This is a genomic window from Pseudomonas sp. GW821-FHT02H09, assembly GCF_059421425.1.
Map to the genome: position 1 here is coordinate 34,420 of NZ_JBWKVA010000018.1, position 23,066 is coordinate 57,485.

25 protein-coding genes are annotated in these 23,066 nt (G+C 59.6%); 12 read left to right on the forward strand and 13 right to left on the reverse strand.

The genetic code is table 11. The features are described from left to right. Nucleotides 1-248: 248 nt before the first annotated feature. Nucleotides 249-1,361: a succinylglutamate desuccinylase/aspartoacylase family protein gene (locus tag AC07VR_RS22295; protein ID WP_495012548.1), complete on the reverse strand. Its 1,113-nt coding sequence runs from the start codon at nucleotides 1,359-1,361 to the stop codon at nucleotides 249-251. A 415-nt stretch (nucleotides 1,362-1,776) separates the two neighbouring features. Between AC07VR_RS22295 and AC07VR_RS22300 the strand changes: the two genes are divergently transcribed. From AC07VR_RS22300 to osmE, 3 genes are all read left to right on the forward strand, one after another. Further along, on the forward strand, nucleotides 1,777-2,430 hold the full coding sequence (locus tag AC07VR_RS22300; protein WP_495012549.1) for a type 1 glutamine amidotransferase: 654 nt from the start codon (nucleotides 1,777-1,779) through the stop codon (nucleotides 2,428-2,430). 141 nt (nucleotides 2,431-2,571) lie between these two features. Beyond that, entirely contained in the window at nucleotides 2,572-3,084 is a 513-nt protein-coding gene (locus tag AC07VR_RS22305; RefSeq protein WP_494992199.1) for a DUF3016 domain-containing protein, read from the forward strand. An 88-nt stretch (nucleotides 3,085-3,172) separates the two neighbouring features. After that, nucleotides 3,173-3,526, forward strand: coding sequence for an osmotically-inducible lipoprotein OsmE (gene osmE, locus AC07VR_RS22310; protein WP_494992200.1), 354 nt, complete (start codon nucleotides 3,173-3,175; stop codon nucleotides 3,524-3,526). Between the two features lie 59 nt (nucleotides 3,527-3,585). Here the strand turns inward: osmE and AC07VR_RS22315 are convergent, their stop codons facing one another. Next, nucleotides 3,586-4,416 (reverse strand): arylamine N-acetyltransferase family protein, encoded by an 831-nt coding sequence (locus AC07VR_RS22315; protein ID WP_495012550.1) that lies wholly within the window; start codon nucleotides 4,414-4,416, stop codon nucleotides 3,586-3,588. A gap of 199 nt (nucleotides 4,417-4,615) precedes the next feature. Further along, entirely contained in the window at nucleotides 4,616-5,386 is a 771-nt protein-coding gene (locus AC07VR_RS22320; RefSeq protein ID WP_495012551.1) for a phytanoyl-CoA dioxygenase family protein, read from the reverse strand. 278 nt (nucleotides 5,387-5,664) lie between these two features. Between AC07VR_RS22320 and AC07VR_RS22325 the strand changes: the two genes are divergently transcribed. Together AC07VR_RS22325 and AC07VR_RS22330 are read left to right on the forward strand one after the other, a co-directional pair. Beyond that, nucleotides 5,665-6,327, forward strand: a complete 663-nt coding sequence (locus tag AC07VR_RS22325; RefSeq protein ID WP_495012552.1) for a methyltransferase family protein — start codon at nucleotides 5,665-5,667, stop codon at nucleotides 6,325-6,327. A gap of 41 nt (nucleotides 6,328-6,368) precedes the next feature. Further along, the gene (locus AC07VR_RS22330) at nucleotides 6,369-6,584 is read left to right on the forward strand and encodes a hypothetical protein (RefSeq protein WP_495012553.1); all 216 of its coding nucleotides are present in this window, start codon (nucleotides 6,369-6,371) and stop codon (nucleotides 6,582-6,584) included. Here AC07VR_RS22330 and bcaP read toward each other — a convergent pair. Beyond that, nucleotides 6,581-7,969 (reverse strand): branched-chain amino acid transporter BcaP, encoded by a 1,389-nt coding sequence (gene bcaP, locus AC07VR_RS22335; protein WP_495012554.1) that lies wholly within the window; start codon nucleotides 7,967-7,969, stop codon nucleotides 6,581-6,583. The genes AC07VR_RS22330 and bcaP overlap by 4 nt on opposite strands. 268 nt (nucleotides 7,970-8,237) lie before the next feature. Here bcaP and AC07VR_RS22340 point away from each other — a divergent pair, with 268 nt between their 5' ends. Then, nucleotides 8,238-8,696 carry an Lrp/AsnC family transcriptional regulator gene (locus AC07VR_RS22340; RefSeq protein WP_494992206.1) on the forward strand — a complete coding sequence of 153 codons (459 nt, stop codon included), beginning with the start codon at nucleotides 8,238-8,240 and terminating at the stop codon, nucleotides 8,694-8,696. A 23-nt stretch (nucleotides 8,697-8,719) separates the two neighbouring features. Here AC07VR_RS22340 and AC07VR_RS22345 read toward each other — a convergent pair whose 3' ends face one another. The 3 genes from AC07VR_RS22345 to AC07VR_RS22355 all read right to left on the reverse strand — a co-directional run bounded on the left by AC07VR_RS22345 (nucleotide 8,720) and on the right by AC07VR_RS22355 (nucleotide 11,646). After that, a complete protein-coding gene (locus tag AC07VR_RS22345) occupies nucleotides 8,720-9,829 on the reverse strand; it encodes an MFS transporter (RefSeq protein WP_495012616.1) in 1,110 nt (369 codons plus the stop codon). A 61-nt stretch (nucleotides 9,830-9,890) separates the two neighbouring features. Next, nucleotides 9,891-10,640, reverse strand: a complete 750-nt coding sequence (locus tag AC07VR_RS22350) for an alpha/beta fold hydrolase (RefSeq protein WP_495012555.1) — start codon at nucleotides 10,638-10,640, stop codon at nucleotides 9,891-9,893. A gap of 82 nt (nucleotides 10,641-10,722) precedes the next feature. Further along, the gene (locus tag AC07VR_RS22355; RefSeq protein WP_495012556.1) at nucleotides 10,723-11,646 is read right to left on the reverse strand and encodes a LysR family transcriptional regulator; all 924 of its coding nucleotides are present in this window, start codon (nucleotides 11,644-11,646) and stop codon (nucleotides 10,723-10,725) included. Nucleotides 11,647-11,943: 297 nt separating this feature from the next. Between AC07VR_RS22355 and AC07VR_RS22360 the strand changes: the two genes are divergently transcribed. Both AC07VR_RS22360 and AC07VR_RS22365 read left to right on the forward strand, forming a co-directional pair. Continuing rightward, the gene (locus AC07VR_RS22360; RefSeq protein ID WP_495012557.1) at nucleotides 11,944-12,078 is read left to right on the forward strand and encodes a hypothetical protein; all 135 of its coding nucleotides are present in this window, start codon (nucleotides 11,944-11,946) and stop codon (nucleotides 12,076-12,078) included. 85 nt (nucleotides 12,079-12,163) lie between these two features. Next, nucleotides 12,164-13,540 (forward strand): MFS family transporter, encoded by a 1,377-nt coding sequence (locus AC07VR_RS22365; protein WP_495012558.1) that lies wholly within the window; start codon nucleotides 12,164-12,166, stop codon nucleotides 13,538-13,540. 160 nt (nucleotides 13,541-13,700) lie between these two features. Here AC07VR_RS22365 and AC07VR_RS22370 read toward each other — a convergent pair whose 3' ends face one another. Together AC07VR_RS22370 and AC07VR_RS22375 are read right to left on the reverse strand one after the other, a co-directional pair. After that, nucleotides 13,701-14,516, reverse strand: a complete 816-nt coding sequence (locus AC07VR_RS22370) for an alpha/beta fold hydrolase (protein ID WP_495012559.1) — start codon at nucleotides 14,514-14,516, stop codon at nucleotides 13,701-13,703. Between the two features lie 160 nt (nucleotides 14,517-14,676). After that, nucleotides 14,677-15,570: a LysR family transcriptional regulator gene (locus AC07VR_RS22375; protein ID WP_494992212.1), complete on the reverse strand. Its 894-nt coding sequence runs from the start codon at nucleotides 15,568-15,570 to the stop codon at nucleotides 14,677-14,679. A 120-nt stretch (nucleotides 15,571-15,690) separates the two neighbouring features. Here AC07VR_RS22375 and AC07VR_RS22380 point away from each other — a divergent pair, with 120 nt between their 5' ends. Genes AC07VR_RS22380 through AC07VR_RS22395 form a run of 4 tightly spaced genes read left to right on the forward strand, consistent with a single transcriptional unit; the run spans nucleotide 15,691 to nucleotide 18,873 of the window. Then, complete coding sequence (locus AC07VR_RS22380) at nucleotides 15,691-16,356, forward strand: RraA family protein (protein WP_495012617.1); 666 nt, start codon at nucleotides 15,691-15,693, stop codon at nucleotides 16,354-16,356. Further along, complete coding sequence (locus AC07VR_RS22385; protein WP_495012560.1) at nucleotides 16,356-17,018, forward strand: RraA family protein; 663 nt, start codon at nucleotides 16,356-16,358, stop codon at nucleotides 17,016-17,018. Before AC07VR_RS22380 ends, AC07VR_RS22385 begins: the two co-directional genes overlap by 1 nt. Further along, a complete protein-coding gene (locus AC07VR_RS22390; RefSeq protein WP_495012561.1) occupies nucleotides 17,018-17,662 on the forward strand; it encodes an RraA family protein in 645 nt (214 codons plus the stop codon). Before AC07VR_RS22385 ends, AC07VR_RS22390 begins: the two co-directional genes overlap by 1 nt. Beyond that, the gene (locus AC07VR_RS22395; protein ID WP_495012562.1) at nucleotides 17,659-18,873 is read left to right on the forward strand and encodes a pyridoxal phosphate-dependent aminotransferase; all 1,215 of its coding nucleotides are present in this window, start codon (nucleotides 17,659-17,661) and stop codon (nucleotides 18,871-18,873) included. The genes AC07VR_RS22390 and AC07VR_RS22395 overlap by 4 nt, the downstream gene beginning before the upstream one ends. Before the next feature lie 326 nt (nucleotides 18,874-19,199). Here the strand turns inward: AC07VR_RS22395 and AC07VR_RS22400 are convergent, their stop codons facing one another. The 4 genes from AC07VR_RS22400 to AC07VR_RS22415 all read right to left on the reverse strand — a co-directional run bounded on the left by AC07VR_RS22400 (nucleotide 19,200) and on the right by AC07VR_RS22415 (nucleotide 23,065). Continuing rightward, entirely contained in the window at nucleotides 19,200-20,531 is a 1,332-nt protein-coding gene (locus AC07VR_RS22400) for a dicarboxylate/amino acid:cation symporter (RefSeq protein WP_494992216.1), read from the reverse strand. Nucleotides 20,532-20,766: 235 nt separating this feature from the next. Further along, a complete protein-coding gene (locus tag AC07VR_RS22405; RefSeq protein WP_495012563.1) occupies nucleotides 20,767-21,708 on the reverse strand; it encodes a D-2-hydroxyacid dehydrogenase in 942 nt (313 codons plus the stop codon). Beyond that, nucleotides 21,705-22,100 (reverse strand): VOC family protein, encoded by a 396-nt coding sequence (locus AC07VR_RS22410; protein ID WP_495012564.1) that lies wholly within the window; start codon nucleotides 22,098-22,100, stop codon nucleotides 21,705-21,707. The genes AC07VR_RS22405 and AC07VR_RS22410 overlap by 4 nt, the downstream gene beginning before the upstream one ends. Beyond that, entirely contained in the window at nucleotides 22,097-23,065 is a 969-nt protein-coding gene (locus AC07VR_RS22415) for a hydroxymethylglutaryl-CoA lyase (protein WP_495012565.1), read from the reverse strand. Before AC07VR_RS22415 ends, AC07VR_RS22410 begins: the two co-directional genes overlap by 4 nt. Between the last annotated feature and the right edge of the window lies 1 nt (nucleotide 23,066).

The following is a 23,066-nucleotide window of genomic DNA, read 5'->3' on the forward strand; positions in this document are numbered from 1 at the left end:
AACGATCATTCAACGATCAGCTTTGCCCTGTGCCCTCAATCACTACTCAGCTTCCCAACCCGTATCGCCTCCCGCCCTGCCACTTTCGCCAATCAGATCCCCGGTTGTGCATTGATCGCTCCCACGCTCTACGTGGGAATGCAGCCCGTGACGCTCTGCGTCACAGAAGCGGACGCAGAGCGTCCAGAGAGGCATTACCACGCGGAGCGTGGGAACGATCATTCAACGATCAGCTTTGCCCTGTGCCCTCAATCACTACTCAGCTTCCCAACCCGTATCGCCTCCCGCCCCGCCACTTTCGCCAACCAGATCCCCGGTTGCGTATAGCGCCCGCGATCAATGGCAAACAACACGCCACTGGTCCCGGCGCAGACGGTGCTGACCCGATCATTCAGTGGGTCGACCACTTCAAACAGTGCATCGCCCTTCTCGACCCATTCACCGGCACTGCGCAGGAAGCTGACCACACCGTGATGTGGTGGGAACAGGTACTCGGTGCCTGCGAACGGCATGCCTTCGCAGCACTGGCTCGGGGCTACGGGCCATTGACCTGCGATGAAGCCTTGTTCGGCAAGGAAACCGAGGATGGCTTCGCAATTGGCCTGGGCCTGGTCGATGCGGGTGTCGCCTATGCTGCCCAGTTCCAGGGTAGTGGCGAGGTTGGCCGCAGGGATAGCGGCGTGCGGGTATGCCTTCGCCAGTCGCAGCCAGGGCGACGAGCAGGATTCGTCGAAGGAGTTACCGCCGGAGTCTTCGGCCAATAGCGCGACACCGGCCTGCAAGCGTGCAGCCAGGGATTGCCATTGCGGCCAGTGCTGCGGCAGTGCGTAGAGGTGAATCGCCGCGTCGAAGTCGCAATGCAGGTCGAGGGTGATGTCGGCGTCGCAAGCGTGGCGCAGCAGTAACCGCTGCAGGGCTTCGAGTTGTGAGGCCGGCGTGGGCAAGTCGTCGAGCACCTGGCCCATGGTTTGGCGAATCAGCGCGATGTTGGCCTGGGCATCGTTGCCCAACCGGTCACCGATCAACTCACCAACCGGGCCGCTGAGTTCATAGAAGGCGCGGTTGAAGTTTTTGCCGCTGCCCAGCTCGAAACGCCCCAAGTGGCTGCCTTGCAGGTGCTGGTCCAGACCGATGGGGTTGGCCACCGGCACCAGTTCGACGACGCCCTTGAGCTGGCCTTGGCTCTCGAGTTCGGTCAGGCGTTTTTTCAGCTCCCACGCCGTGCGCATGCCTGGCAGTTCGTCCGCGTGCAGGCTGGCCTGGATGTAGACCTTGCGGGTGCCGGCGCCGAAACGGAAGACGCTGAGGCACCGCTCCGTGCCCAGGTGGCTCCAGGGGAGTGAGTGGTCGATGCGTTGCATACGTAAGACTCCGAATGATGGAGATAGGGATGTCCTAGAAGATCGTAGCCTTTGGCAGCTCCTTCGGGGCGCGACTCACAGCACATGGAAAAGGTGGCAGCCGCGTTAACGATTGCCACCTTTTTTTGATCGGGGAGATTACTCGCCGAATACGTCGAACTTGAAGTACTTGTATCGAGGTTGACCGCGTCGGCCATGGCGGACAGGAACAACACCGACAGTGCCGGAGCACCGAACAGTGCTAGCTTCTTCATCTGTAGTTCCTGGTGCGCAGGTTCTTATCAGGACTTTTCGATTGGCAAACATCGAAGTGACCGGCAGTCTAGAAAAGCGCAATCAGCGCAAATTGTGCCGATACGGCAATTAGATATAAAAAAATAACGTTCGTATCACCGACTGAAACTGAGGAGTTGCCGTGTCGAACAATCCGACTTCATTGAGCCTGATCCAGCACCATCCCGCCGAGGGCCCCGGCGCTATTGCCCAGTGGGCCGAGGCTCGCGGGCTGACGCTGAACATCTATCGCGCCGACCTCGGCGAGCTGCCGCCCATCAGCGCCGCACCGGTGATTATTTTGGGTGGGCCATACGAGTCCAACGCCGGGCCGCAATGGCTGGCCGAGGAACGCAAATGGTTGGCCGCAAGCCTCGCCCAGGACGCGCCAGTGTTCGCGATTTGCCTTGGCGCGCAACTGCTGGCGCGGGGTCTTGGCGCAGATGTGCGGCGGATGGCCGATACCGAGACGGGCTGGACCGAAGTGACCTTTGCCGATGGCAGGGTGTTGAAGGTGCTGGAATGGCATGAGGATGCGATCGATCTGCCTCCAGACGCTCGCTTGCTGGCCAGCAGCGCCCGGTGCGAGCAGCAAATGTACTCGGTCGGCCCGACACGGGTGGGTTTGCAGTTTCATCCAGAGTGGAACAGTGAGTCGGTTGCGGCACTCAACGCCCACTTCGCCGAGGAATCGCCCCTGCCCCGCGATCAGGATGACAGCGACGCCTACGAACAGGTTTTCGACTGGCTGCAGGAGACGCTGGATGGCTGGTGGGCGGCTCAGCAGTTCTGCTGATCGGTGAAAAGCCGTGAGCTTGAGCGGTGGTTGACTGAAAAGCGCCAAAGCCGACCGTCGCTGAAGTTGCCGAATACCTTGCGGGGCGTAAAATTCATACGAGGTAGCGGCCCTCGCTGAAGCCGCGCCAGGAGGTGTGTTATGCGCGTCACAGGCGCTTGCACCGCGGTCCTGCTGATGCTGATGAGCAGCATGGCGCAATCGCTCGCCGCAGCGACCTCGGTCGAGGTCAGCTTCAAGAATCCCGAGACGTTCCGTGATGCCAGCCTCAACGTTGCAGGCTATGAGCGCGGCGCCGACGATTTCGTCATGAAAGAGTTGCGCAGCTATTTTGAACAGCTCGGCAAACGCTATCTGCAATCGGGCCAAGTGCTGCAGATCGAAGTCCGCGACATTGATCTGGCCGGTCGCTATGAACTCTGGAATACCTATTCCAGTAATGTGCGCTTTATGCGCGACATTACCTGGCCATCCATGCAACTGCATTACGTACTCAAGCAAAACGACCAGACGCTTCGCCAGGCCGATGCCCATCTAAGCGACAAGTTCTATCTGCAGCGTCCCGGCCGCGCCACCAGCAGTGACCGGCTCTACGCTGAAAAAGCCATGATCGCAGACTGGTTTCGCACTCAGTTCAAGCAGCCAGGGTCTTAGCGGTCTACATTGATAATCCATACCCTGCTCGCCCAAACCTTGATGTGCAAAGGCGTTGGGCGCACCAGGCAAACGTGGGAGCCCGGTCATGTCCAATCTTCTACTCGCGACCTTTTTTGTACTGGCAGCATTGGCGGCTTGCGCCCCCCCGCAAGAGCAGATTTTCCGGGACCAGCCGTTGGTCGCGCGGGTCAAGGAAGGCATGAGCAAACAGCAGGTCCTCGACATCGGGGGGCAGCCTGCATCGGTGAGCAAGCGCACGGTAAACCCCGGGGCCTGCCTCGACTACCTGCTCATTCAGGGCGGACAGCAACAGACCTACCACATCAGCCTCGATGCAACCGGCAAAGTGGACCACAAGGGTTTTATCAGCTGCGCCGGTCGGGAAAGCCTGGAACAGGCTGCCAAAGAACGCTCCGAGCACAGTGGCGGGGGCTATTGACCCGGTAAGGCCGTGGCGCGCGGAGGTTTCAATCAGGCATTCGCTGGTCGATCCCGGAGTTATACGGTCTGGGTGATTAACCGCGCAATGATCTGCTTGAGCTCAGGATGTTGCGGAACACGGATCCCGAACTCGCCTTGTAGCAGCTCGATGATCTCATCGGCGTCAGTGAGCTGCCGTCGTTCACTCTCACCCCCCATACGATGGAGGGCATAACTGCCATTGTTCAGCGTACGGCGCAGCCCTTCCCCCGTCCTCGCCACCACCAACTGCCCAAGAAACGGCGAGTCCTTATGAGTCGAGACGTACCAGTTACCCACCTCGTAATCGATCGCTGACTGCGCTTGCAGATCAAATACATAGAGGGCACGCCAGTCGCCGGCGACCTTCGCACGCAGGGTATAACTGCCTTCATGGTGCGTTATGCGGTACGGCTCATGGGGTGTTGCCTGCTCTTGTTCAGTGTCCAGTCGAAGTGGCGTCGTGGGCACCATGCCGCCGAAACCGACGTCCGAGATATAACGGGTTCCGTCCAGCGTCAACAAACTCAAGCGATGAGTGCGGGCAGTCAAAGCGTCTTCAGGACCGCCCATCACCACGCGTCCGGTAATGCCTCTGGCCTGGAATCCAAGCTGTTGAAGCAACGCCAGGAATAGGTTGTTGAGTTCGTAGCAATATCCTCCACGCCCCTCGTGCAGGACTTTGCGTTCCACCGACGCAAGATCGATTGGAACCGGAACCCGCAACATCGTAGAAAGCGTTTCAAAGGGAAAAACGCTGGTGTGGCGCAACTGAAGCTCGCGCAGTGTTTCCAGCGTCGGTGGCGGCGGCGCGTCGTAGCCCAGGCGTTGCAGGTACAAATCAACGTGGGTCAGTTGTGGTTGGCTCATGACTCAGTCCTTATGCATGGGGTCTCATGGACAGCGCTCATCATCCGATCAGGTTCTGATGGATGGAGAACGACCTGTCGATGCGCGCCAGGTATAAGCCATAAGTGCGCAGGGCCGACAATTGATTTATCCAATCACCTCGAAAACCAGAGCAATCCTTCATCCGCCACTCAACGCCGCCTTCGCGATGCCAAACAGTTCAGTCGTATTCGGCTTCCTGGTGCTCTCCCAGCAGGCGCAGTTGTCGCGGCGTGGCGGCGGCCAGCACGGCAGGATTGAAGCACCAGTGCAGGTATGGCGCGAACTTCTGCGCCACCATTCGCCTGCCGTAGTGCACCTGTAACAGGTAACGGGTGCGGTCTGGCGTGCGGTTACTGCTGCCGGCGTGCCACAGTTCACTGCGAAACATCAGCACATCGCCAGCCCGGCACAGCACTGGCTGAGCCGGGCGGCCCTGCCACTGGCTCTCGCCGGCGATAGGCGGTCGTCCGGCCCGGTGGCTGCCGGGGATCACCAGGGTGGGACAGAGATCGGCGTCGATATCGTCGAGGTAAAGGTGCGCAGTGCAGATCTGCATCGGCAACTTGAATGCGGGATCGGCCAGCAGACTTTGTGGCAGTTCCAACACCAGATAGTCCAGATGCAGCGCGGCACCAACGAAGCCCGGATGACAGCGCCAGGCGGTCTGGCCGATCACGTGGCAATCGGCACCAAGGGCCATTTCGGCCAGCTCGATAATTGCTGGCAAGTCGAGAAACGGCAGCCACAGCGGATCACGATTGAACACGCATTTGTAGTGCTCGAGCAGGCCGCTGTAGTCCCAGTGTTGTGGCTTCAGGCGGTCAATGGCATTGCGCAGGGTTTCGATCCGCGCGCTATCGAGCACCCCTGGCAGCAGGACGAAACCTTCTCTATGCAGAGCCCGCAGACGGTTGGCGGTCAGGCGTGGCGAACGTTCGGTGGTAGCCATGGCATGCACCCCGGCAAACGCAGATGACTCCAGACATACTTGCACGGTGCACGGTGTTTGGCCACGCAAGGGTATTTGAACCTGACGTCGAGTGAGTACAGATGGCGGCAGGTTACACGGGCGGTCCACCTGAGAATGGCTCTCGCCTGCAAATCAACCGAGGTCGTTCCCTGCGATATACTTAAACAGTCATTACCCTCGATGCGAAGCGCAATCGTGTTCAATGCCCCTGCGTAGCGCCGCAGCCAGGAAATAGATAAACAGCAAGCGAGCTCAGGATGACGACGCCCACGCTTAGATTAACCACCGTCACACTCGTCGGAACCCTGGCCTACCTGGGACTGGCCATTCTCGGCGAAGGAGGATTTGCCGCGTTCTTTGCACACGGGGCCTTGACCGCTCTTACCCTGGTACTTTTCGTCCTCTATGTTACGGGGCTTTTTTCCGAAGGAAATCTCAGTTCCGGAGAGTATGAAGATCGCTCCAACCGCTGGGTCATTGTCGTCATTTCGCTGATCGGATTGCTGAGCGCCTATCTACCGGCCTATACCGATCGCCAGGACCTATGGACGTTGGGTGCAGAGACGATGCGCTGGTTCGGCGTCGTACTCTTCACCGTCGGTGGAGCGCTACGACTCTGGCCGGTATTCATACTGGGTCGACGCTTCAGCGGGCTGGTCGCCATCCAGCCGGGGCATCAGTTGGTCACCGATGGCGTGTACAGCGTCATTCGCCATCCCAGCTACCTCGGTTTTCTCATCAATTCGCTGGGATGGGCGCTGGCATTTCGCTCCGTCATCGGCGTGCTGCTCACCGCGCTGATGCTCCTGCCGCTCATCGCGCGCATACGCGCCGAAGAAGCGATGTTGAGCAGGCACTTCGGCGACGAGTACGCGGCCTATCGTGCCCGCACGTCGCGGCTGATTCCCGGAATCTATTAAGGCAATCCCCCGCCCTCTCCCTGATAACAGCGGCGAATTCCGTGAAGAACCTTTTTTCGTGGCCATCGCTGTATTCACTGACGGCCTTCACCTACTACGCGCTCGGACTCTTCTCCGGTTCTCTGGCCGATCGCATCTCGACCCGGGCCGTCGCCTGCGCCGGCATTGTCTTGCCGGCGCCGGGATGCAATTTCGCACCTGAAAGCTATTGGATGCTGATTGACACCCCAAGGGGAACTGACGAGATGCGGGATTAATGCAACAGCGAGCGGCATCTCGCATAGGCGAAATAGATCACCAGGCCAATTGCCAGCCACGCTCCAAATGCCAGCCAGGTCGTCTGCTTGAGGAAGGTCATCAAGGTCACGCAGAACCCGATAGCGAGCAACGGGACAATGGGCACGCCAGGGCATCTGAATGCGCGAGGAAGATCGGGGCGGGTCTTGCGCAATACGATCACTGCCACCGAGATCAGACTGAATGCTGCCAACGTACCGATATTGATCAGCTCGGCCAGGACGTTCAGCGGAATCAGTGCCGAGATCAGCCCGAAGATTATTCCCACCATCCAGGTGGCGAAATATGGGGTTCCGAATCGTGGGTGAACCCTGGAAAGGCGCTGGGGAAGCAGTCCGTCCCGCGACATCGCGTAAATGATCCTGGTTTGACCGTAAGCCATCACCAGAATGACGGTCGTCATGCCAACGATTGCGCCTAAATCAACGAACCCGGCAACCCAGCTTTCACCGGCATATTGCAACGCCAATGAGACCGGATGATCAACGCCAAGGAATTGGGCATAGGGCACGATGCCGGTCATGATCATTGAAACGGCAACGTACAGCACCGCGCAAACGGCCAGGGAACCGATAATGCCGATGGGCAGGTCACGCGCCGGTTTTTTCACTTCTTCGGCGGCAGAAGAAACCGCATCGAAACCAATAAAAGCAAAAAACACCAAGGCCGAAGCGCTAAAAATGCCATGGCCGCCAAAGGGTGCGAAAGGTTGCCAGTTGGCCGGCTGAACATGTCGCACACCAACGGCGATAAAGAGCAGGACCACGGCGATTTTGATGATCACCATCACGTTGTTTACACGTGCCGATTCCTTGATGCCTACCGAAAGCATCCAGGTGATTGCCAGCATGATCACCAGCGCTGGCAGGTTGAACCAGGTTTCCACACCGGGCAACGAGCCTGGAGCCGCGGTCAGTACAACCGGAAGACCCAGCCCAAATCCGCTCAACAGGGACTGGAAGTAACCCGACCACCCAACAGACACCGCCGAGCTGGCCAGTCCGTATTCGAGCATCAGATCCCAGCCGATCATCCAGGCCACCAACTCTCCCAGCGTCGCGTAGCTGTAGGTGTAAATCGAGCCTGCTACCGGCACAGATGAGGCGAACTCGGCATAACACAGCGCGGCAAATGCACAGGCCAGCGCCGCTATCAGGAATGAAACCGTGAGGGCCGGTCCCGCAGTCAATGCGCCGGTTCCGGTTAATACAAAGATGCCCGTCCCGACGATTGCACCGATACCAATCAGGACCAGATCCATCGGCCCCAGCACTTTTTTCAACCCGGCAGGAGCTCGGGCAGCAGCAATCATTGCGTCCAGGTCTTTTGTTCTGAATATGCTCAAAATTGCCTCCGTTTTTACTTGTTTTTATTGTCTGAGCCAGTGGCTTGGGTGTCGGAAACGACAAGAAATTGTATTTCAGGGTCTTAAAAATTAGCTTTCGAAACGCCTCTGTAATGAATTATTTTTCAGACGTTAATTATCCAAAATGTGTTCTTCAGGTAATTTTCTTTCTAATATTTTCAATTTGCAGAAATGGATGCTTGATCAAGGGCCCACGAGGTGGGACCAATCGCCCTACCACGTACTCATTGTTAAATGGAGAGAACACATGGCGGAAATGGACAAGGTTGATCGTTCAATTCTTGAAATTCTGCAGATGAATGGCCGCCTGACGAACGCCGAGATAGCGCTTCGTGTTTGCCTGTCGGCGCCAGCCTGCTGGAAGCGCCTAAAGCGCCTGGAGGAGGAGGTGATTATCGGGTATCACGCGCACTTGAACCCAAAGAGCATGGGGCTGGGGCTTTTTGCGTTCATCAGCGTCACCCTCGATAGTCACTCCCAGGAAGCCATGGAGCAATTCGAGGCGGGTGTTCTGGCGCTGCCCAACATTGTTGCCTGTCACAAAGTTTCGGGGAAATACGACTACCTCTTGCAGGTAGTCGTCAAAGACATGGAGGCATTCCATGAACTCGCCATGCATCGCATACGTACGCTTGGCAATATCAAGGAAATGTACACCGGGTTTTCACTCAAGGAGATCAAACACTGTAATACCTTGCCCCTGTAGGTGCCTGGACTTGCCCGTATTTTTCACACCAGCCGAATGAGCAAAAATACCAAAAGCACATTCAACACCGCCAGTGAGCTCAAGCCCGCGAGCACACCACCGGCGCCCAGCGTCTGCAAAAGGTAACCGCCAGCGAGGGGGGTCAGCGCTTGTCCGATGAGTGACGGTCGAGCCATGCGCCCCATCAGCAGAACATACTGCGATGGCGACATAAGGGTCAGTGGCAGCAGACCCCGGACGATCGCACGCAGCCCATTACCAACGCCATAAAGCACAAGGCCAAGGGCGGTCAATGCCGGAGCCAGGGTCACAAGCAACAGACCCATCGCCACAAATACGACACAAATCAATGTCGTCCAGATGGGGTGTCGCTTTCGCGAAAACACCTGGAGAACACGCGAACCCACCTGGCTGGGACCCAGCAAAGCGCTAAGTCCAATGGCGGCTGCGAGGGAATACCCCTGCCCCTGCAATAATGAAACAAGCTGGACGGAAAGCGCCGTCATGATCACTGCGCCCAGCGCAAAAATCATCGTGAGGAGCGCATAGATCCGCCGGTCGATCGAGGCGCTCTCATCAGCGAGTCCATTGCTTTTTGCCAGTGGGCCCACGCCTCGGGGCAGCACCCACAGATAAGTCGGTGCAACGGCAATCGCCAGCAGCCCCCCATAGGCCAGGCAGGTGTTGCGCCAACCAAAGTGTTCGATAACGAGCGCAACCGCCGGCCAGCAAAGCGTTGTCGCAAATCCTGAAATGAGCGTGATCCCCGTAATCGCACTCCCCGCCCGTTCCCCATATAGAGCGCCCAAAGAGGCGAATAGCGCTTCATACAGCCCCAGCGCCATCCCCATACCGATCACGGCCCAGGACAAAAGAAACATTGGCAGTGAGGCGCAGTTGGCCATCAAGAACAAGCCGATTGCGACACCCAGGCCGCTGCTGGCCAGTATGGTGCGACCGCCGTAGCGGGCAATAAGCCTGCCGGTCAGCGGTGCCAATACTGCCGAAACGAGAATGCTCAGAGAAAGTGCGCCATAGACCCATTGGCTGGCCCAACCCGTCTCTTTCATGATCGGATCGGCCATGACGGCCATCAGGAAGAAAGAACCTCCCCAGACCAGAATTTGCAGCATCCCTAATAGAAAGATACCCACTACGCCAGGTAATCGAGTTTGATCGTTCAAAACAGTGTCATCAGTGGTGGAGAACATGAAAAGCCGCGAGGCAATGAGCAACTGGATGCTCATCGTCAAGCCACCGACTCAGCAGCCGGGTGGTGAGTTCCGGATGTTCCAGAGGCGGCAGGTGCCCACATTGAGCAAGCACAACCAGGCTGGAGTGCGGTATGCCTCGATGAATGATTTCAGACTCTACCGGGGGGGTGATTTGGTCGTCTTCACCCACAACGATCAAGGTCGGTACAGCAATCGTCTCAAGGACCGGCCGGTAGTCAGGACGCTCCAGGATCGCCAGTTGCTGCCGAACGAATCCCTCCTTTCCTACTGCTTCGGCCATCGCCTGGACGGTATCCGCAATCGATGTTCCGATGCAGCGTGGATGCATGAGTCTGGGCAGCAGTTGCGGTGTCACGCCCCTGAACCTGCCCATCTGCGCCAGCTCCAACAGGCCGCGTCGAGCCTTGGCTCTGGCTTCATCGTCGGGTCGCACCATGGTGTCTATCAGGGCCAGCTTCGTTACACGCTCAGGCGCCTGCCGCATGATTTCCATGGCCACATATCCGCCCATGGACAACGCAGCGAGGGCAAAAAACGGTGGAGCTTCGTCCAGTGTTCTTTTGGCCATCTGCGCAATACTGGCGTCGAGTGAGACATCTGGAATGCAGAGGTGCCTTGAGTGTTCCAAGGCAACTTTTTGCTGTGCCCATAGGCGCTCATCGCAGAGCAATCCGGGTATGAGCACGAGCGGGGTGTTTTCGAAAGCCAACGGTGGCCTCCCTCTAAAAATCCGGTCAAGGTTGTGCGGCTGTTGCATGGGGAGGTACCGACGAATCGGTTTCGTCGGTTGCTCAGAGCATGTGTCCCGCCCAGATCTTGCGATTGACCAGATCGGCGGCAATCTCGATGAAGGCATCCCCGACAAATTTGGCTGCCGGACTGACTCGCCTGTCCGCGGGAAACACCTGAACCAGTTTGCGCATGGGGACGGGGTCGACCAACGGGGCCGCACACAGCACGCCGGATTCGACTTGTGTGTAAATCGACGCAAGAGGCAAAGCCGTCAAACCAAAGCCATTGCGGACCAGGTCGATCATTGCGCCGAACGAGTCGGCTTCAACACTGGTCTTGAGCTTGATCCCGACCTCACGAGCACAGTTATCCATAATCACGCGCAGGCCGTGTCGAGCGCTTGGCAATACCAGTTGCTGCTCGGCCAGAGCCTCAAAGGCTACCGGCGTATCGATGCGCAAGTTTGCGCTGGGGGGACCGACCAGAAGGAGGTTCTCCATCATCACCGGCACGATTCGCAGCGTATGCAGGGGTTGGGGGTCATAGGAAATGGCCAGTTCCAATTCGCCGCGCTGCACCCAGTCCAGCAGATAGCCGCTGAAGGCCGAGGAAAACCTGACGGCCAGATTCGGATGGGCCTCTCTGATCTTGCGCACCAGGGGCACGGTAACGATTTCCGCGACCGTCGGGGTGGTACCGATGACTACCGTTCCCCGAAAAGAAGACCTTCCGCCGACCACCGAACTTCGAATGGACTCCATCTCTTCCATGATTCGGGTGGCATGCGCCAACACTTCTCTACCGACATCGGTAATCACCATCCCTCTTCCGTGTCGCTCGAACAGGTAGGTGCCGAGTTCTTTCTCCAACAATCTGATTTGTCGGCTGAGTGCCGGTTGCGCGATGTGCAGCCGATCCGAAGCTTTGCTGAGACTGCCTAGCTCGGCGACATGAATCAGGGTTTTGAGTTGAACGACATCCATTACCAGGCCAGCCAGGGTCGGGGGGTCGGCGCGTTATGCGTCGAAGGGTAGTGTGAGTGTAAACGCATTTGCGAGCCCTGGAATGCCCTGCAAACCCCGTGGCATGCGGCTCGACGTCTTTTGAGCCGGCTGTATCCCCTAGCCCGCCGGGGCTGCGGGCCAAGCTATAGAATTTAGGTATATCAGTTAGGCCTGGCTGACGGCTTATTACCCTCCTCACTCTGCGGTAGCTTGCAATCAACGTCGGCGCCAGGAGCGCTCGACTCACTACAAAAATAAGATACGAGGACTTGCGCCATGATTTTTCATCTTTCGCCTGACCTGACCTGTTCGATTTACGCCGACAACGAACAGCAGGACTCCCACGTGTATCCCCCTTCGGTTCTCTCTTCAGAAAACCTGACCGTCAGCAGGTTCATCCCCCTGCGCTAAGCACATCAACTCATCGAGCCAACTACAGCGCAGACGCCTCAGTGTGCTCCTCGTATCGTCTCGCCTTGAAGAAAGGGTGAACACCATGTCCGCATCAAGCACAAACCAGACAGACCGCGCTGCCGGGACCGATCCGGTGAAAAGTCCAAATCGCGTCAAAGCCATCATGGGTGCCTGCTCGGGCAATCTGGTGGAGTGGTACGACTTTTTCATTTACGCCTATACCGCCATCTACTTTGCCGCTTCGTTTTTCCCCAAAGGCGACACCACCAGCCAACTGCTCGCAACCGCCGGGGTATTCGCCGTCGGCTTTTTCATGCGCCCTCTCGGCGGCTGGATCTTCGGCTGGATTGCTGACACTCGCGGCCGCAAGGTCTCGATGATTATCTCGGTGTTCATGATGTGCGCAGGATCGTTGCTGATCGCGGTCATGCCGACGTACCAAACCATCGGTGTGGCTGCCCCGGTTCTGCTCGTGGTCGCCAGGCTGATTCAGGGCCTGTCTGTCGGCGCAGAGTACGGCACCGGCGCCACCTACATCAGTGAAATCGCCACACCGGGTCGTCGTTGTTTCTATGGATCCTTTCAGTACTTCACCATCATCGCCGGTCAGCTCCTGGCCTTGATGACCGTGGTCATTCTTCAACAAACCCTCACCGCCGAGCAATTGAGCGCATGGGGCTGGAGGATTCCATTCTTCATCGGCGCCTTGAGCTCGGTCGTCGTGGTTTACCTGCGACGCTCCATGCATGAAACCGCCTCCCGGAAAGATATGAACCACAAAGATGCCGGCTCTCTGCGCGGAATGTTCAAGCACAAACGGGCGGTCGCGCTGGTGGTTGCTTTCACCATCGGAGGTTCGCTGTACTTCTACACCTTCACGACGTACATGCAGAAGTTTCTGGTGATTTCCGCTGGCTTCAGCCCAGAAACGGTCAGCTTTATCATGACCGCGGCCCTGGTCTGCTTCATGTTCTGCCAGCCACTCTTTGGCATGCTGGCCGACCGGATCGGGATCAAGGCACACATGCTGATGTTTTCCGGGTTGGCCATGCTGCTGGTGATCCCCCTGCTCTATTCGCTGCAGTCGGTCAGCAGCCCGTTCACGGCGTTCCTGCTGGTGTTTGGCGGCCTGGCCATTGCGTCGCTCTACACCCCGATTGCCGGGATCGTCAAAGCCGAACTGTTCCCGCCTGCGGTGCGTGCACTGGGCGTGGGCTTTCCTTATGCAGTCGGCAATGCGGCATTCGGCGGTACCGCCGAATACGTCGCCTTGTCGCTGCGCTCACAGGGTATCGAAGAGTATTTTTTCTTCTATGTCGCGGCCGTAGTGACCATCACCTTCATCGCAGCGATGCTGATGCCGAACCTGTCTCGCTATGGGTACATCAGCGGTTGCGGCGAGGTCGAAGAGCGTACCGGTTTGAAGGGCTGTGCAAAGCCGCACGCTGCGAGGGTTTGACAGGCACAGCTGCACTATTGAAGGAAATGAGGCCCCTGTAGGAGCGAGCTTGCTCGCGATGGACGTTAACGATAACGCGTGTCTTCTGAATGAACGCGCTGCCCTTGAGTCCATCGCGAGCAAGCTCGCTCCTACAGGGGCCCAACGGGCCCTTTTTGCATCACTGCGCAGTGCTCGCCTGGAACTCGGCGATCTGCTGCCACATGGCGATCGGATTGGAATACATGGGGAAGTGTCCGCAGGCCGGAATTCGCGCCAGCCGGACACCTTCGGCCTCGATATGCGATAGATAGGACAGTGACGCGTTCTGTTCGCCGTACATGAACATACGGGGGCACTTCAACCCGAGGAATTTGCTCATCAGGTCGCCGTTATCGGAAAGCTCGACCATCGACTGGAAAATCCCTCGCACGGCACCGGCGCGAACCTTGTGCCTCAAGCTCGATGAATAGAGCGCACTGGCATAGGCCGGGGCATGCCGGGCACGTTCGATGAAGGCCGCGAAAAACGCCTCGGGATCATTGCTTGGATAGTCGACGATCTGACGGCTGAGGAAGCAGTCTTCCGGGGCGATATTACCCTCGATATCGACGAAGCTGAGCACTCGATCCGGGAACTGGTGAGCCAGCATCAGCGCAGTCAGCCCGCCCATGGAGTGGCCGATCAGATGGAAGCGCTCGATGCCCAAATGCGCCAGCACCTGTAGCGCCGTCTGCATCAGGAATGGAATGGAAATCCGGGAAAGGTCGCTGCACTGGCTTTCGCCGCAACCCGGTGCGTCGTAAGCGACAAAAGGGTGACCGGCGAATGCGGGCTGCTGCACGATGTCGGCATAGTCTTCTTTGGTCGAACCAAAACCATGCAGGAACACAATCGGCGCCAGGACTCCGTCGCGATGGATGGCTGCAACGTTCAGCCGGACACCCTCCACCGTCAAAGGGAGTTGCACGTGAGTGAAGGTTTCTGGTGAGGGCACGTTATTGACTCCTTGAGCGAAAATACTGCCGCTCGGCTGGGGTTGCCGACAGCAAGACAGACAATTTCAAGGGGATCGAGCCTTCTGTAAATTCCTGATTCTGGAATGCTTTCATACGCCAAACCTATCAAGCCATATTCGCTTACAGGCCTTGGTCGACTCACGCCCTGGACTGGAGCCGGGCGACCAGCGCCTCCACCAGCGGGTTGGGCCGTTCCGTATTCCAGGCCACCGCGGTGGTCACGACATTGAGCTTCTGGCTCAGCGCGCGAAACACCACATTGTCGGGCGCCAGCTTTTTCAGTGACGCCGGTACCAGTGCGATGCCCTGGCCACAGCTGACAAAGGCGATTTGCGAGGCGACTGAGCGCACTTCATGCAGCACGCGCGGGGAAAAACCGCTGGCCCGGCAGGTCGCAATCAAATTGTCGAAGTAGACCGGACTGACCTTTCGAGAAAACATTACCAAGGGTTCTGTGGCCAGGCTGGACAGGCTGATTCGCGTGCGCGAAGCCAAGGGGTGATTACTGGGCAGGGCCACCACCAGGCGATCCTCCCTCAGCGGCAGTGATTTGATCGAGGCCCCCAGGTCACCGTCCAGCCGGGCGAATGCCAGGTCTATGTCCCCGGCCTCCAGTGCCGGGACGGCTTCGACGCTGTCGATTTCCCGCACGGACACGGTGAGGTGCGGATAATCGCTCTTCAACTGCTCGATCAAGCCCGGCAAGACATCGAACATGGCCGTGGAAATCGCGCCGATGGTCAACATCCCCGACTGCCCCGCCACCGCTTCTTCCACAGCCAGTTCCAGGCGCTCCAGCTGCTCGGCGAACTTGCGCACGGCCGGCAGGATCGCCGCCCCCACGGGGGTCAGGTTCGCGCCGCGCCGCGAGCGGTCGAACAGCTTGACCTTGAGCGCCTGCTCCAGCACCTGGATCTGCTCGCTCAGCGGCGGCTGGGACATCCCCAGGCGCTTGGCGGCGCGGCCGAAATTCTGTTCCTCGGCAACAGCCAGGAACAACCAGAGGTGACGAATCAGACGAAAATTGATCATGGCTAATCCATAGGTTTAACGTATCTAACGCTTCTGTGATTAGTAATATACCTATCAAATTGTCTCACCGACACTGGGCGCCTCCGTAACCACAGGGGCTCTCCCATGACTAATAAGAGCATGACCAACAAGAGTTTGCTGGATCGCTTGGCGGCGCTGGATACCAACACGGTTTCCGACGCACTCGACTTCCTCGGCCTGCCGGGTGCCACCGTGGGACTGCGCCCGCTGTGGAACTGCCCGAAAATCGTCGGCCGCGCCAGCACCGTGCTGCTGGCCGCCAAGTCCGACAACATCCCTACCGTGCACCTGATTACCCCCGTGGTTGAACAGATCGACAGCGACGATCGTGTGCTGGTGATCGCCGGCGGTATCGAGGGCATCTCCTGCTGGGGCGACATCCTCGCCAATGCAGCGGCCGGCAAAAAAGTGCGCGGCACGGTGATCGACGGTTTCAGTCGCGACATCGACGGCAGCGAGTCGATTGGCTACCCGGTTTACGGGCGCGGGGTGACCATGATCAGTGCGCGCAATCGGCTGGTGCAAATTGATGCGGCCGTGACGATCAAGGTGGCCGGTGTCGACGTCAACGAGGATGACTATGTCATCGCCGATAGCTGCGGGACGGTGTTCGTACCCCAAGCTGAAATCCAAAAGGTACTCGACCTTGGCGAGCGCATCGCCCGCCGCCAGGACGGCATGCTGGCGGCTGTTCGCAGCGGCCGCTCGGTGGCCGAGGTGATGCATGACACCCAGTTCGAAGCGATCCATGTGGAGCACGTCTGATGAATCTTGAAGATCAAGCACTGGTCGCCTTGTTCGAGGGCCTGGACACCCCTGGCGTCTCCGATGCCCTGGACAAACTCGGGCTGCCCGGCCAATGCCTCGGCGTGATGCCGCTGGACAACTACGGCAAGGTTGTCGTCGGACCGGCATTCACCGTGCAGTACGTGTCGGCCAGCGTACCTCCCGGCACCGTGGGTGATTTCATCGAAGACGTGGCGCCTGGTGACGTGGTGGTGATCGACAACGCTGGTCGCGCCGACTGCACCGTCTGGGGCGACATCATGACCCAGTACGCCGGGACTCGACAGATCGCCGCCACCGTCATTGACGGTGTGTGCCGTGACGTGAACAAAGCGCTGGGCGATGGCTACCCGATTTTCAGCAAAGGCCGCTTCATGCGCACCGGCAAAGACCGCGTGCAAGTTCAGTCGGTCAACCAGCCGGTGTCCATCGGCACGGCGCGGGTCTGTGCCCGCGACATCGTAGTGGCCGACGCCAATGGCGTGGTGATCGTTCCTCGCGCTCGTGCTGCTGAAGTGGCGGCGACCGCTCGCCAGATTGAATCCATCGAAGCCGATATTCGCGCCCTGATCAGTCAAGGCAAAACCCTTGAAGAAGCCCGGGCCGCCCTGGGTTACCACAGCCTGCAGAGGAAAGCCTGATGAGCTCGTCCATTCTTCCCTTTCCATCGGATTACCACGAGCGGGCAAAAATGCTCGGCAGCTCGACGCTGTATGAGGCGTCCCACCTGGCCTGCGCCGTGGACAGTGCCATCCGGCCGATCTGGGACGGTGCATTCATCGCTGCCCCCGCCTACCCGCTGGAGTGCTCACCGGGTGACAACCTGGCCCTGCACCTGGCCATGGAACGCGTGCCCCGTGGCAGCGTGCTGGTCGTGGGCACGGGGAGCTTCATCGCCGGCTACTGGGGCGAGGTGCTCACCGTTGCGGCCGAAGCGGCGGGCGTGGTCGGCCTGGTCATAGATGGTGGCGTACGCGATATCGCTGCCCTGAAGAAACGCCAGTTCCCGGTGTTTGCCCGCGGTATCTCGGTAAAAGGCACCGTCAAGGCCAGTGCGCCCTCGGTGGGGCAACCGTTCAATTTCAACGGCGCTTTCGTGGCTCCGGGCGATCTGGTGGTGGCAGACGACGACGGCGTGATCATCATCCCCAAGGCTGATGCGGCACGTACCCTGGCCGAAGGCGAGGCGCGGGCGAACAAGGAAGCACAGATGATGCAGGCGCTGACCGAAGGCCGCTCGACCCTGGAACTGATGAACCTGACCGATTGGAGAACCCGGGCATGAGCGCCGATATCCAGCGCCTGAACCAACGCCTGGCCAGCGCGCAGCCATCGGCCACCTACCGCATCATGGACCGTGTGGCGGAACGCCGGGCGCAAGGCGCGCAGATCATCTCGCTGTGCGCCGGCGAGCCGGATTTCGATACCCCCAAACATGTTCGCGAGGCAGCCATAGCCGCGATCGAGCACGGCCACACCCGCTACACCCAGGTGGCTGGGGTGCGTGCATTACGTGAAGCGGTGGCCGCCAAGTTTCGGCGCGAGAACGGCCTGGACGTCAGCTGGCAGGACACCCTGGTGTGCAACGGTGGCAAGCAGGTGATCTACAACGCCCTGGCCGCGACCCTCAATGAAGGTGACCAGGTCATCGTGCCGGCGCCTTACTGGGTCAGTTACCCGGAGATGGTGCAGTTGTGTGGCGGTGAAGCGCGGATCGTCACTTGTGATGCCGCCGCGGGGTTCAAGCTGACACCCGCGGCGCTGGCCGCCGCGATCACCCCGCAGACCCGCTGGCTGATCCTCAATTCGCCGTCCAATCCCACCGGCGCGGTGTACAGCCTGGACGAGCTCAAAGCCCTGGCCGAGGTATTGTTGGCCCATCCCCAGGTGCTGATCCTGGCCGATGACATCTATGAGCACCTGCTCTTCGACGATCAGCAGTTCCACACCCTGGCCCAGGTGGAACCCCGACTGGCCCCGCGCACCCTGACCATGAACGGTGTTTCCAAGGCCTATGCCATGACCGGCTGGCGCATTGGTTTTGCCACCGGGCCGCGCTGGCTGCTTGAGGCCATGGAAAAACTGCAAGGGCAGCAGACCTCCGGTGCCAGCTCGATCTCGCAGCAGGCCGCACTCGCCGCGCTGGATGGGCCCAAGGACTTTATCCGCGAAAGCCGCGCCGCCTTCCAGGGTCGTCGCGATTTGATGGTGGCGCTGCTGAACGCCACGCCGGGCCTCGAATGCGTCAGTCCAGCGGGAGCGTTCTACGCGTTCGCCTCGTGTGCGGGGCTGATCGGCCGCACCTCGCCGGGCGGTCGCGTGTTGCTCACCGATGAGGACGTCGCCCACGCGCTGCTCGACGAAGCGGATGTGGCGGTGGTGCATGGCAGCGCCTTTGGCCTTGGCCCCTACATTCGCATTGCCTATGCCCTGGATGACGCCTCATTGCAGAAGGCCTGCGAGGCAATACGCGCGTTTTGTACTGCCCTGCGTTAATTCGGATGTGAACAAACAAAACCCGGCCATGGCCTAATGCCGGTCAGTTAAGGAATTTCAGGTTCAGCACTGTCCCCCGTAGCAGCTGCCGAAGGCTGCGTCCGGCGGCGAAGCCGTCGCAAATCCTGCTTCCACGATTTGTCTGGAATACCGCAGTGACTGTTTTACGACTGCTGCGCAGCCGGACGCAGGCTTCGCCAGCTGCTACGGTTCGCGGAATGTCTTAACTGACCGGCATTAGGCCACGGCCGGGTTTCGTTCAGAAACCCAAAACCACCCAGCTTTCGTGGACTGGGTGGTCCTGGGGTTGTCTTTCGACAACTCGTTCAGGGCTGTGCCTCCACTTCCCGGGCGCACCCCTTGTGCAGTTCGACCGCCAGCCTCTCTGCGTCCAGCGCACCTTCCCACCTGGCAATGAACAGCGTGGCGACACCGTTGCCGATGACGTTGATCAACGCCCCGCCCTCGGAAATGAACCGATAGACCCCAAGCACCAGCACCAGCCCCGCCGCCGGAATCACATCCAGGCTGCCCAGGGTGGCCGCCAGCGTAATGAACGCGCCGCCGGTGACACTGGCCGCGCCCTTGGAGGTCAGCAGCAGAATCAATAACAAGGTGACCTGATGCCAAAGGTCGAGGGGGATATCCAGCGCCTGGGCGATGAAAATCGCCAGCACTGTCATGTTGATGCAGCTGCCATCGAGGTTGAAGCAGTAACCCGAAGGCACCACCAGCCCCACCACCGACTTCTCGCACCCCAGACGCTCAAGCTTGCCCATCAACCGCGGCAATGCCGACTCCGAAGACGAGGTACCCAGCACCAGGAACAGCTCATCGCGGATGTACTTGAGAAACTGCCAGAGGCTGAAACCCGCAAGGCGCGCCACCAGGTTGAGAATCACGAACACAAAAAACAGCGCGGTCACGTAGTAGCAGATCAACAAGTTGCCATAGGCCCCCAGGGATCCCACGCCATACTTGCCGATGGTAAAGGCCATACCACCGAAGGCCCCCAGCGGCGAGACATACATCACGATCCTGACCATGCGGAAAAACGCCTGGGCCACCAGGTCGATCAGGTTCAGCAGCGGCTTGCCGGCAGCACCGAGCATCTGCAAGGCGAAGGCAAACAGGATGGAAATGAACAGCACCTGAAGGATATCGCCCTCGGCAAAGGCCCCGAATACGGTACTGGGCACGATATGAGTCAGAAAACCCACCACACTCTGCTCATGGGCCAGCTTGCTGTAGCTCTCGACGGCATGGCCGTCGAGGGTCGCCGGATTGATGTGCATGCCCGTACCAGGCTGCATCAGGTTCACCCCGATCAGCCCGATCACCAGCGCCAGGGTGGTCAGTACTTCGAAGTACAGCAACGACTTGAAGCCGACCCGGCCGATGCGCTTGAGACTCTGCATGCTGGCAATGCCACTGACCACGGTGCAAAAGATGATCGGCGCGATCAGCATCTTGATCAGCTTGATGAAGGTGTCACCCAGGGGCTTCATTTCTTCGCCGAGGCTGGGGTAGAAATGACCGAAGATGATGCCCAGCACAATCGCCAGCAGCACCTGCACATACAGGTGGCGGAACACTCTGCGCAGTCGCGGACGGCTCGGTTTATTTTCGGCAATCGAGGGTGTAATTGTTGTTGTCATGATGGCTTCCTCGCAGGCGTGATGCATTTCCCCAGGCAGCCGGTCGCGATACAGGTGCGCGACCAGTCGCCAGGGAAAGGTTGTTTCGGGGGAATGACTACGGCTGGATGTACTCGGAAATCTCGATCAGGTTGAGATCGGGATCACACAGGTACACCGAGCAAATCGTCGCTTGCGGGTCGGGGCGATTGTTATTGTTTTCATCAGTGGACCTACTTGTGGGGTGGTGAAGCGTTTACGACACCAGGTTGATCGGCTTTCCCGAGTGATAGCCCTGCAGGTTGCCAAGGATGCCGTCGGCCAGCCGCTGCAGGCTGCTCTGGCTGGCCCAGGCCACGTGGGGAGTGACGATCAGGTTGGCGTGGCGGCTGTTGAGCAACGGATGGTCGGCCGGTGGCGGCTCCTGGCACAGCACATCGAGAGCTGCCCCCCCGAGGCGACCGCTGTCCAGCGCATCGAGCACCGCTGCCTCATCCACCAACGGCCCGCGGGCGGTATTGATCAGCAAGGCGCCGGGTTTCATCTGTGCCAGTTCCGGGGCCCCGATCAGGTGACGGGTGCTCTCGGTCAACGGACAGTGCAGCGAGATCACATCGCTTTGCGCCAGCACCGTTTCAAAGGCCTGGTAACCCTTGCGCACCGGGATCGCGCCACGGTGTTCGGCAAAGATCAACTGCATGCCCAGGGCACTCGCCAGACGCGCCGTGGCCAGGCCAATACCGCCCTTGCCGACGATGCCCAGCACGCTGCGCTGCACATCCTGGATCGGCGCGCGGTGCACGCAAAAGTGCCGCGAATCCGGCCAGTCCTGCTGCGCTGCAGACTGGTAGGCGAACAGCTGTCGACGCAGGGCGAAGATCGAGGCGATCACCGACTCGGCGACGCTTTGCGCCGAGTAAGCCGGAACGTTACACACCGTCACGGCAAAATCACGGCAGGCCGCCAGGTCAATGCAGTCATAACCGGTGGCCGCGACGCAGATAAACCGCAGGTTCGGCAGCTGTTCAAGCTCGGCCCGGCCGATGCGCACCTTGTTGGTGATGACAGCATCGGCATACCGGGCGGCTTCCACCACTTGGTCTGGCATTGTGTCGGGGCGGTCCTGCCAGTCCGTGACCCAGGCCGGCCGGGCAATGCTCACAGGCAGGCTGTCACTGTCGAGAAATACCACTTTCATGCTGCACGCTCCGGCTGCACGGGTTCGGAAATCTCGATCAGGTTCAGGTCCGGATCACGCACATACACCGAACGGATCGGCCCCGTGGCACCGGTGCGCAACACCGGGCCTTCGATGATGGGCCAGTCGACACGGGTCAGGTGCGCAATCACCTGATCCAGGGGGATCGAGGCGATAAAACACAGGTCCAGCGCCCCCGGCACGGGCAAGTGCGCCTTGGGCTCGAACTCATGGCCACGCACGTGCAGGTTGATTTTCTGCTGGCCGAAGGCGAACGCCTTGCGCCCGTCACCGAAGGTTTGCACCTGCATGCCCATGACCCGCACGTAGAAATCCTCGGCGGCCACGGGGTCGATGGTGGTCAGCACCAGGTGGTCAAGATGGTCGATCATGAGTGCAGCTCCCAGGTTCTGGCCGACGGCACCTGTTTTTCCAGATTGGCGACGTGGGCAGGTATCGGGTGCAGGTCCAGGCGCTTGCCGGCCTTGAGGATCTGGCTGGGGATATCGTGGCCAATCAGGCCCGGCAGCTGCGCAGCGACCGCCAGCACCCGGTCCAGGTCGATACCGGTTTTGAAACCCATCAACTGCAGCATGTGCAACAGGTCTTCGGTGCACACATTGCCGCTGGCCCCCGGCGCATAAGGGCAACCGCCCAAGCCGCCAAGAGACGAATCGAAACGATCGACCCCGGCCTCGATGGCCGCCAAAGCATTAGCCAGGGCCATGCCCCGGGTGTTGTGAAAATGCAGGGTCAGTTGCAGCGCCGGAAAACGCTCGCGCACCGCCCGGGACAGCGTCTCGACCTGACTTGGATACGCCATGCCAGTGGTGTCGCACAGGGTCACACCGCGGGCGCCCAGCTCGGCGAAGCGCTCGACCCAGTGCAACACCTCCCCCACCGGTACATCGCCCTGCATCGGGCAGCCGAACACCGTCGACAACGACACATTGATCGCCACCGGGCCCTGACCAATCACGCTGACCACTTCGCTGAGCTGGGCGAATGACTGCTCGCGGCTCATGCGCAGGTTGGAACGGTTATGCGGCTCGCTGACCGACATCACCAGGTTGGCTTCATCGATGGCGCACGCCAGGGCCCGCTCGGCACCGCGCACGTTGGGCACCAGCACGGTGTACTCCACCGCCGGGTTACGGCAGATGCCCTGCATCACCGCTTCGGCGTCGCGCAGCGCGGTGATGGCCTTGGGCGAAGTGAACGAGGTGACCTCGATCTTGGCGAAACCGCACTGGCTGAGTGCGTCGATCATGGCGATCTTGTCGGCGGTTTCGATAAAACGCGCTTCATTCTGGAAGCCGTCACGGGTGGCGACTTCCTGCAGATAGAGACGTTGCATG

Bases quoted from the DNA above. Each gene is read 5' to 3' on its own strand.
- AC07VR_RS22320 (WP_495012551.1), bottom strand. From the start codon at position 5,386: ATGGCTACCACCGAACGTTCGCCACGCCTGACCGCCAACCGTCTGCGG.
- AC07VR_RS22415 (WP_495012565.1), bottom strand. From the start codon at position 23,065: ATGCAACGTCTCTATCTGCAGGAAGTCGCCACCCGTGACGGCTTCCAG.
- osmE (WP_494992200.1), top strand. From the start codon at position 3,173: ATGTCCAATCTTCTACTCGCGACCTTTTTTGTACTGGCAGCATTGGCG.
- AC07VR_RS22305 (WP_494992199.1), top strand. From the start codon at position 2,572: ATGCGCGTCACAGGCGCTTGCACCGCGGTCCTGCTGATGCTGATGAGC.
- AC07VR_RS22355 (WP_495012556.1), bottom strand. From the start codon at position 11,646: ATGGATGTCGTTCAACTCAAAACCCTGATTCATGTCGCCGAGCTAGGC.
- AC07VR_RS22400 (WP_494992216.1), bottom strand. From the start codon at position 20,531: ATGACAACAACAATTACACCCTCGATTGCCGAAAATAAACCGAGCCGT.
- AC07VR_RS22405 (WP_495012563.1), bottom strand. From the start codon at position 21,708: ATGAAAGTGGTATTTCTCGACAGTGACAGCCTGCCTGTGAGCATTGCC.
- AC07VR_RS22410 (WP_495012564.1), bottom strand. From the start codon at position 22,100: ATGATCGACCATCTTGACCACCTGGTGCTGACCACCATCGACCCCGTG.
- AC07VR_RS22395 (WP_495012562.1), top strand. From the start codon at position 17,659: ATGAGCGCCGATATCCAGCGCCTGAACCAACGCCTGGCCAGCGCGCAG.
- AC07VR_RS22345 (WP_495012616.1), bottom strand. From the start codon at position 9,829: ATGCTGCAAATTCTGGTCTGGGGAGGTTCTTTCTTCCTGATGGCCGTC.
- AC07VR_RS22365 (WP_495012558.1), top strand. From the start codon at position 12,164: ATGTCCGCATCAAGCACAAACCAGACAGACCGCGCTGCCGGGACCGAT.
- AC07VR_RS22375 (WP_494992212.1), bottom strand. From the start codon at position 15,570: ATGATCAATTTTCGTCTGATTCGTCACCTCTGGTTGTTCCTGGCTGTT.
- AC07VR_RS22360 (WP_495012557.1), top strand. From the start codon at position 11,944: ATGATTTTTCATCTTTCGCCTGACCTGACCTGTTCGATTTACGCCGAC.
- AC07VR_RS22390 (WP_495012561.1), top strand. From the start codon at position 17,018: ATGAGCTCGTCCATTCTTCCCTTTCCATCGGATTACCACGAGCGGGCA.
- AC07VR_RS22295 (WP_495012548.1), bottom strand. From the start codon at position 1,361: ATGCAACGCATCGACCACTCACTCCCCTGGAGCCACCTGGGCACGGAG.
- AC07VR_RS22385 (WP_495012560.1), top strand. From the start codon at position 16,356: ATGAATCTTGAAGATCAAGCACTGGTCGCCTTGTTCGAGGGCCTGGAC.
- AC07VR_RS22315 (WP_495012550.1), bottom strand. From the start codon at position 4,416: ATGAGCCAACCACAACTGACCCACGTTGATTTGTACCTGCAACGCCTG.
- AC07VR_RS22325 (WP_495012552.1), top strand. From the start codon at position 5,665: ATGACGACGCCCACGCTTAGATTAACCACCGTCACACTCGTCGGAACC.
- AC07VR_RS22340 (WP_494992206.1), top strand. From the start codon at position 8,238: ATGGCGGAAATGGACAAGGTTGATCGTTCAATTCTTGAAATTCTGCAG.
- AC07VR_RS22380 (WP_495012617.1), top strand. From the start codon at position 15,691: ATGACCAACAAGAGTTTGCTGGATCGCTTGGCGGCGCTGGATACCAAC.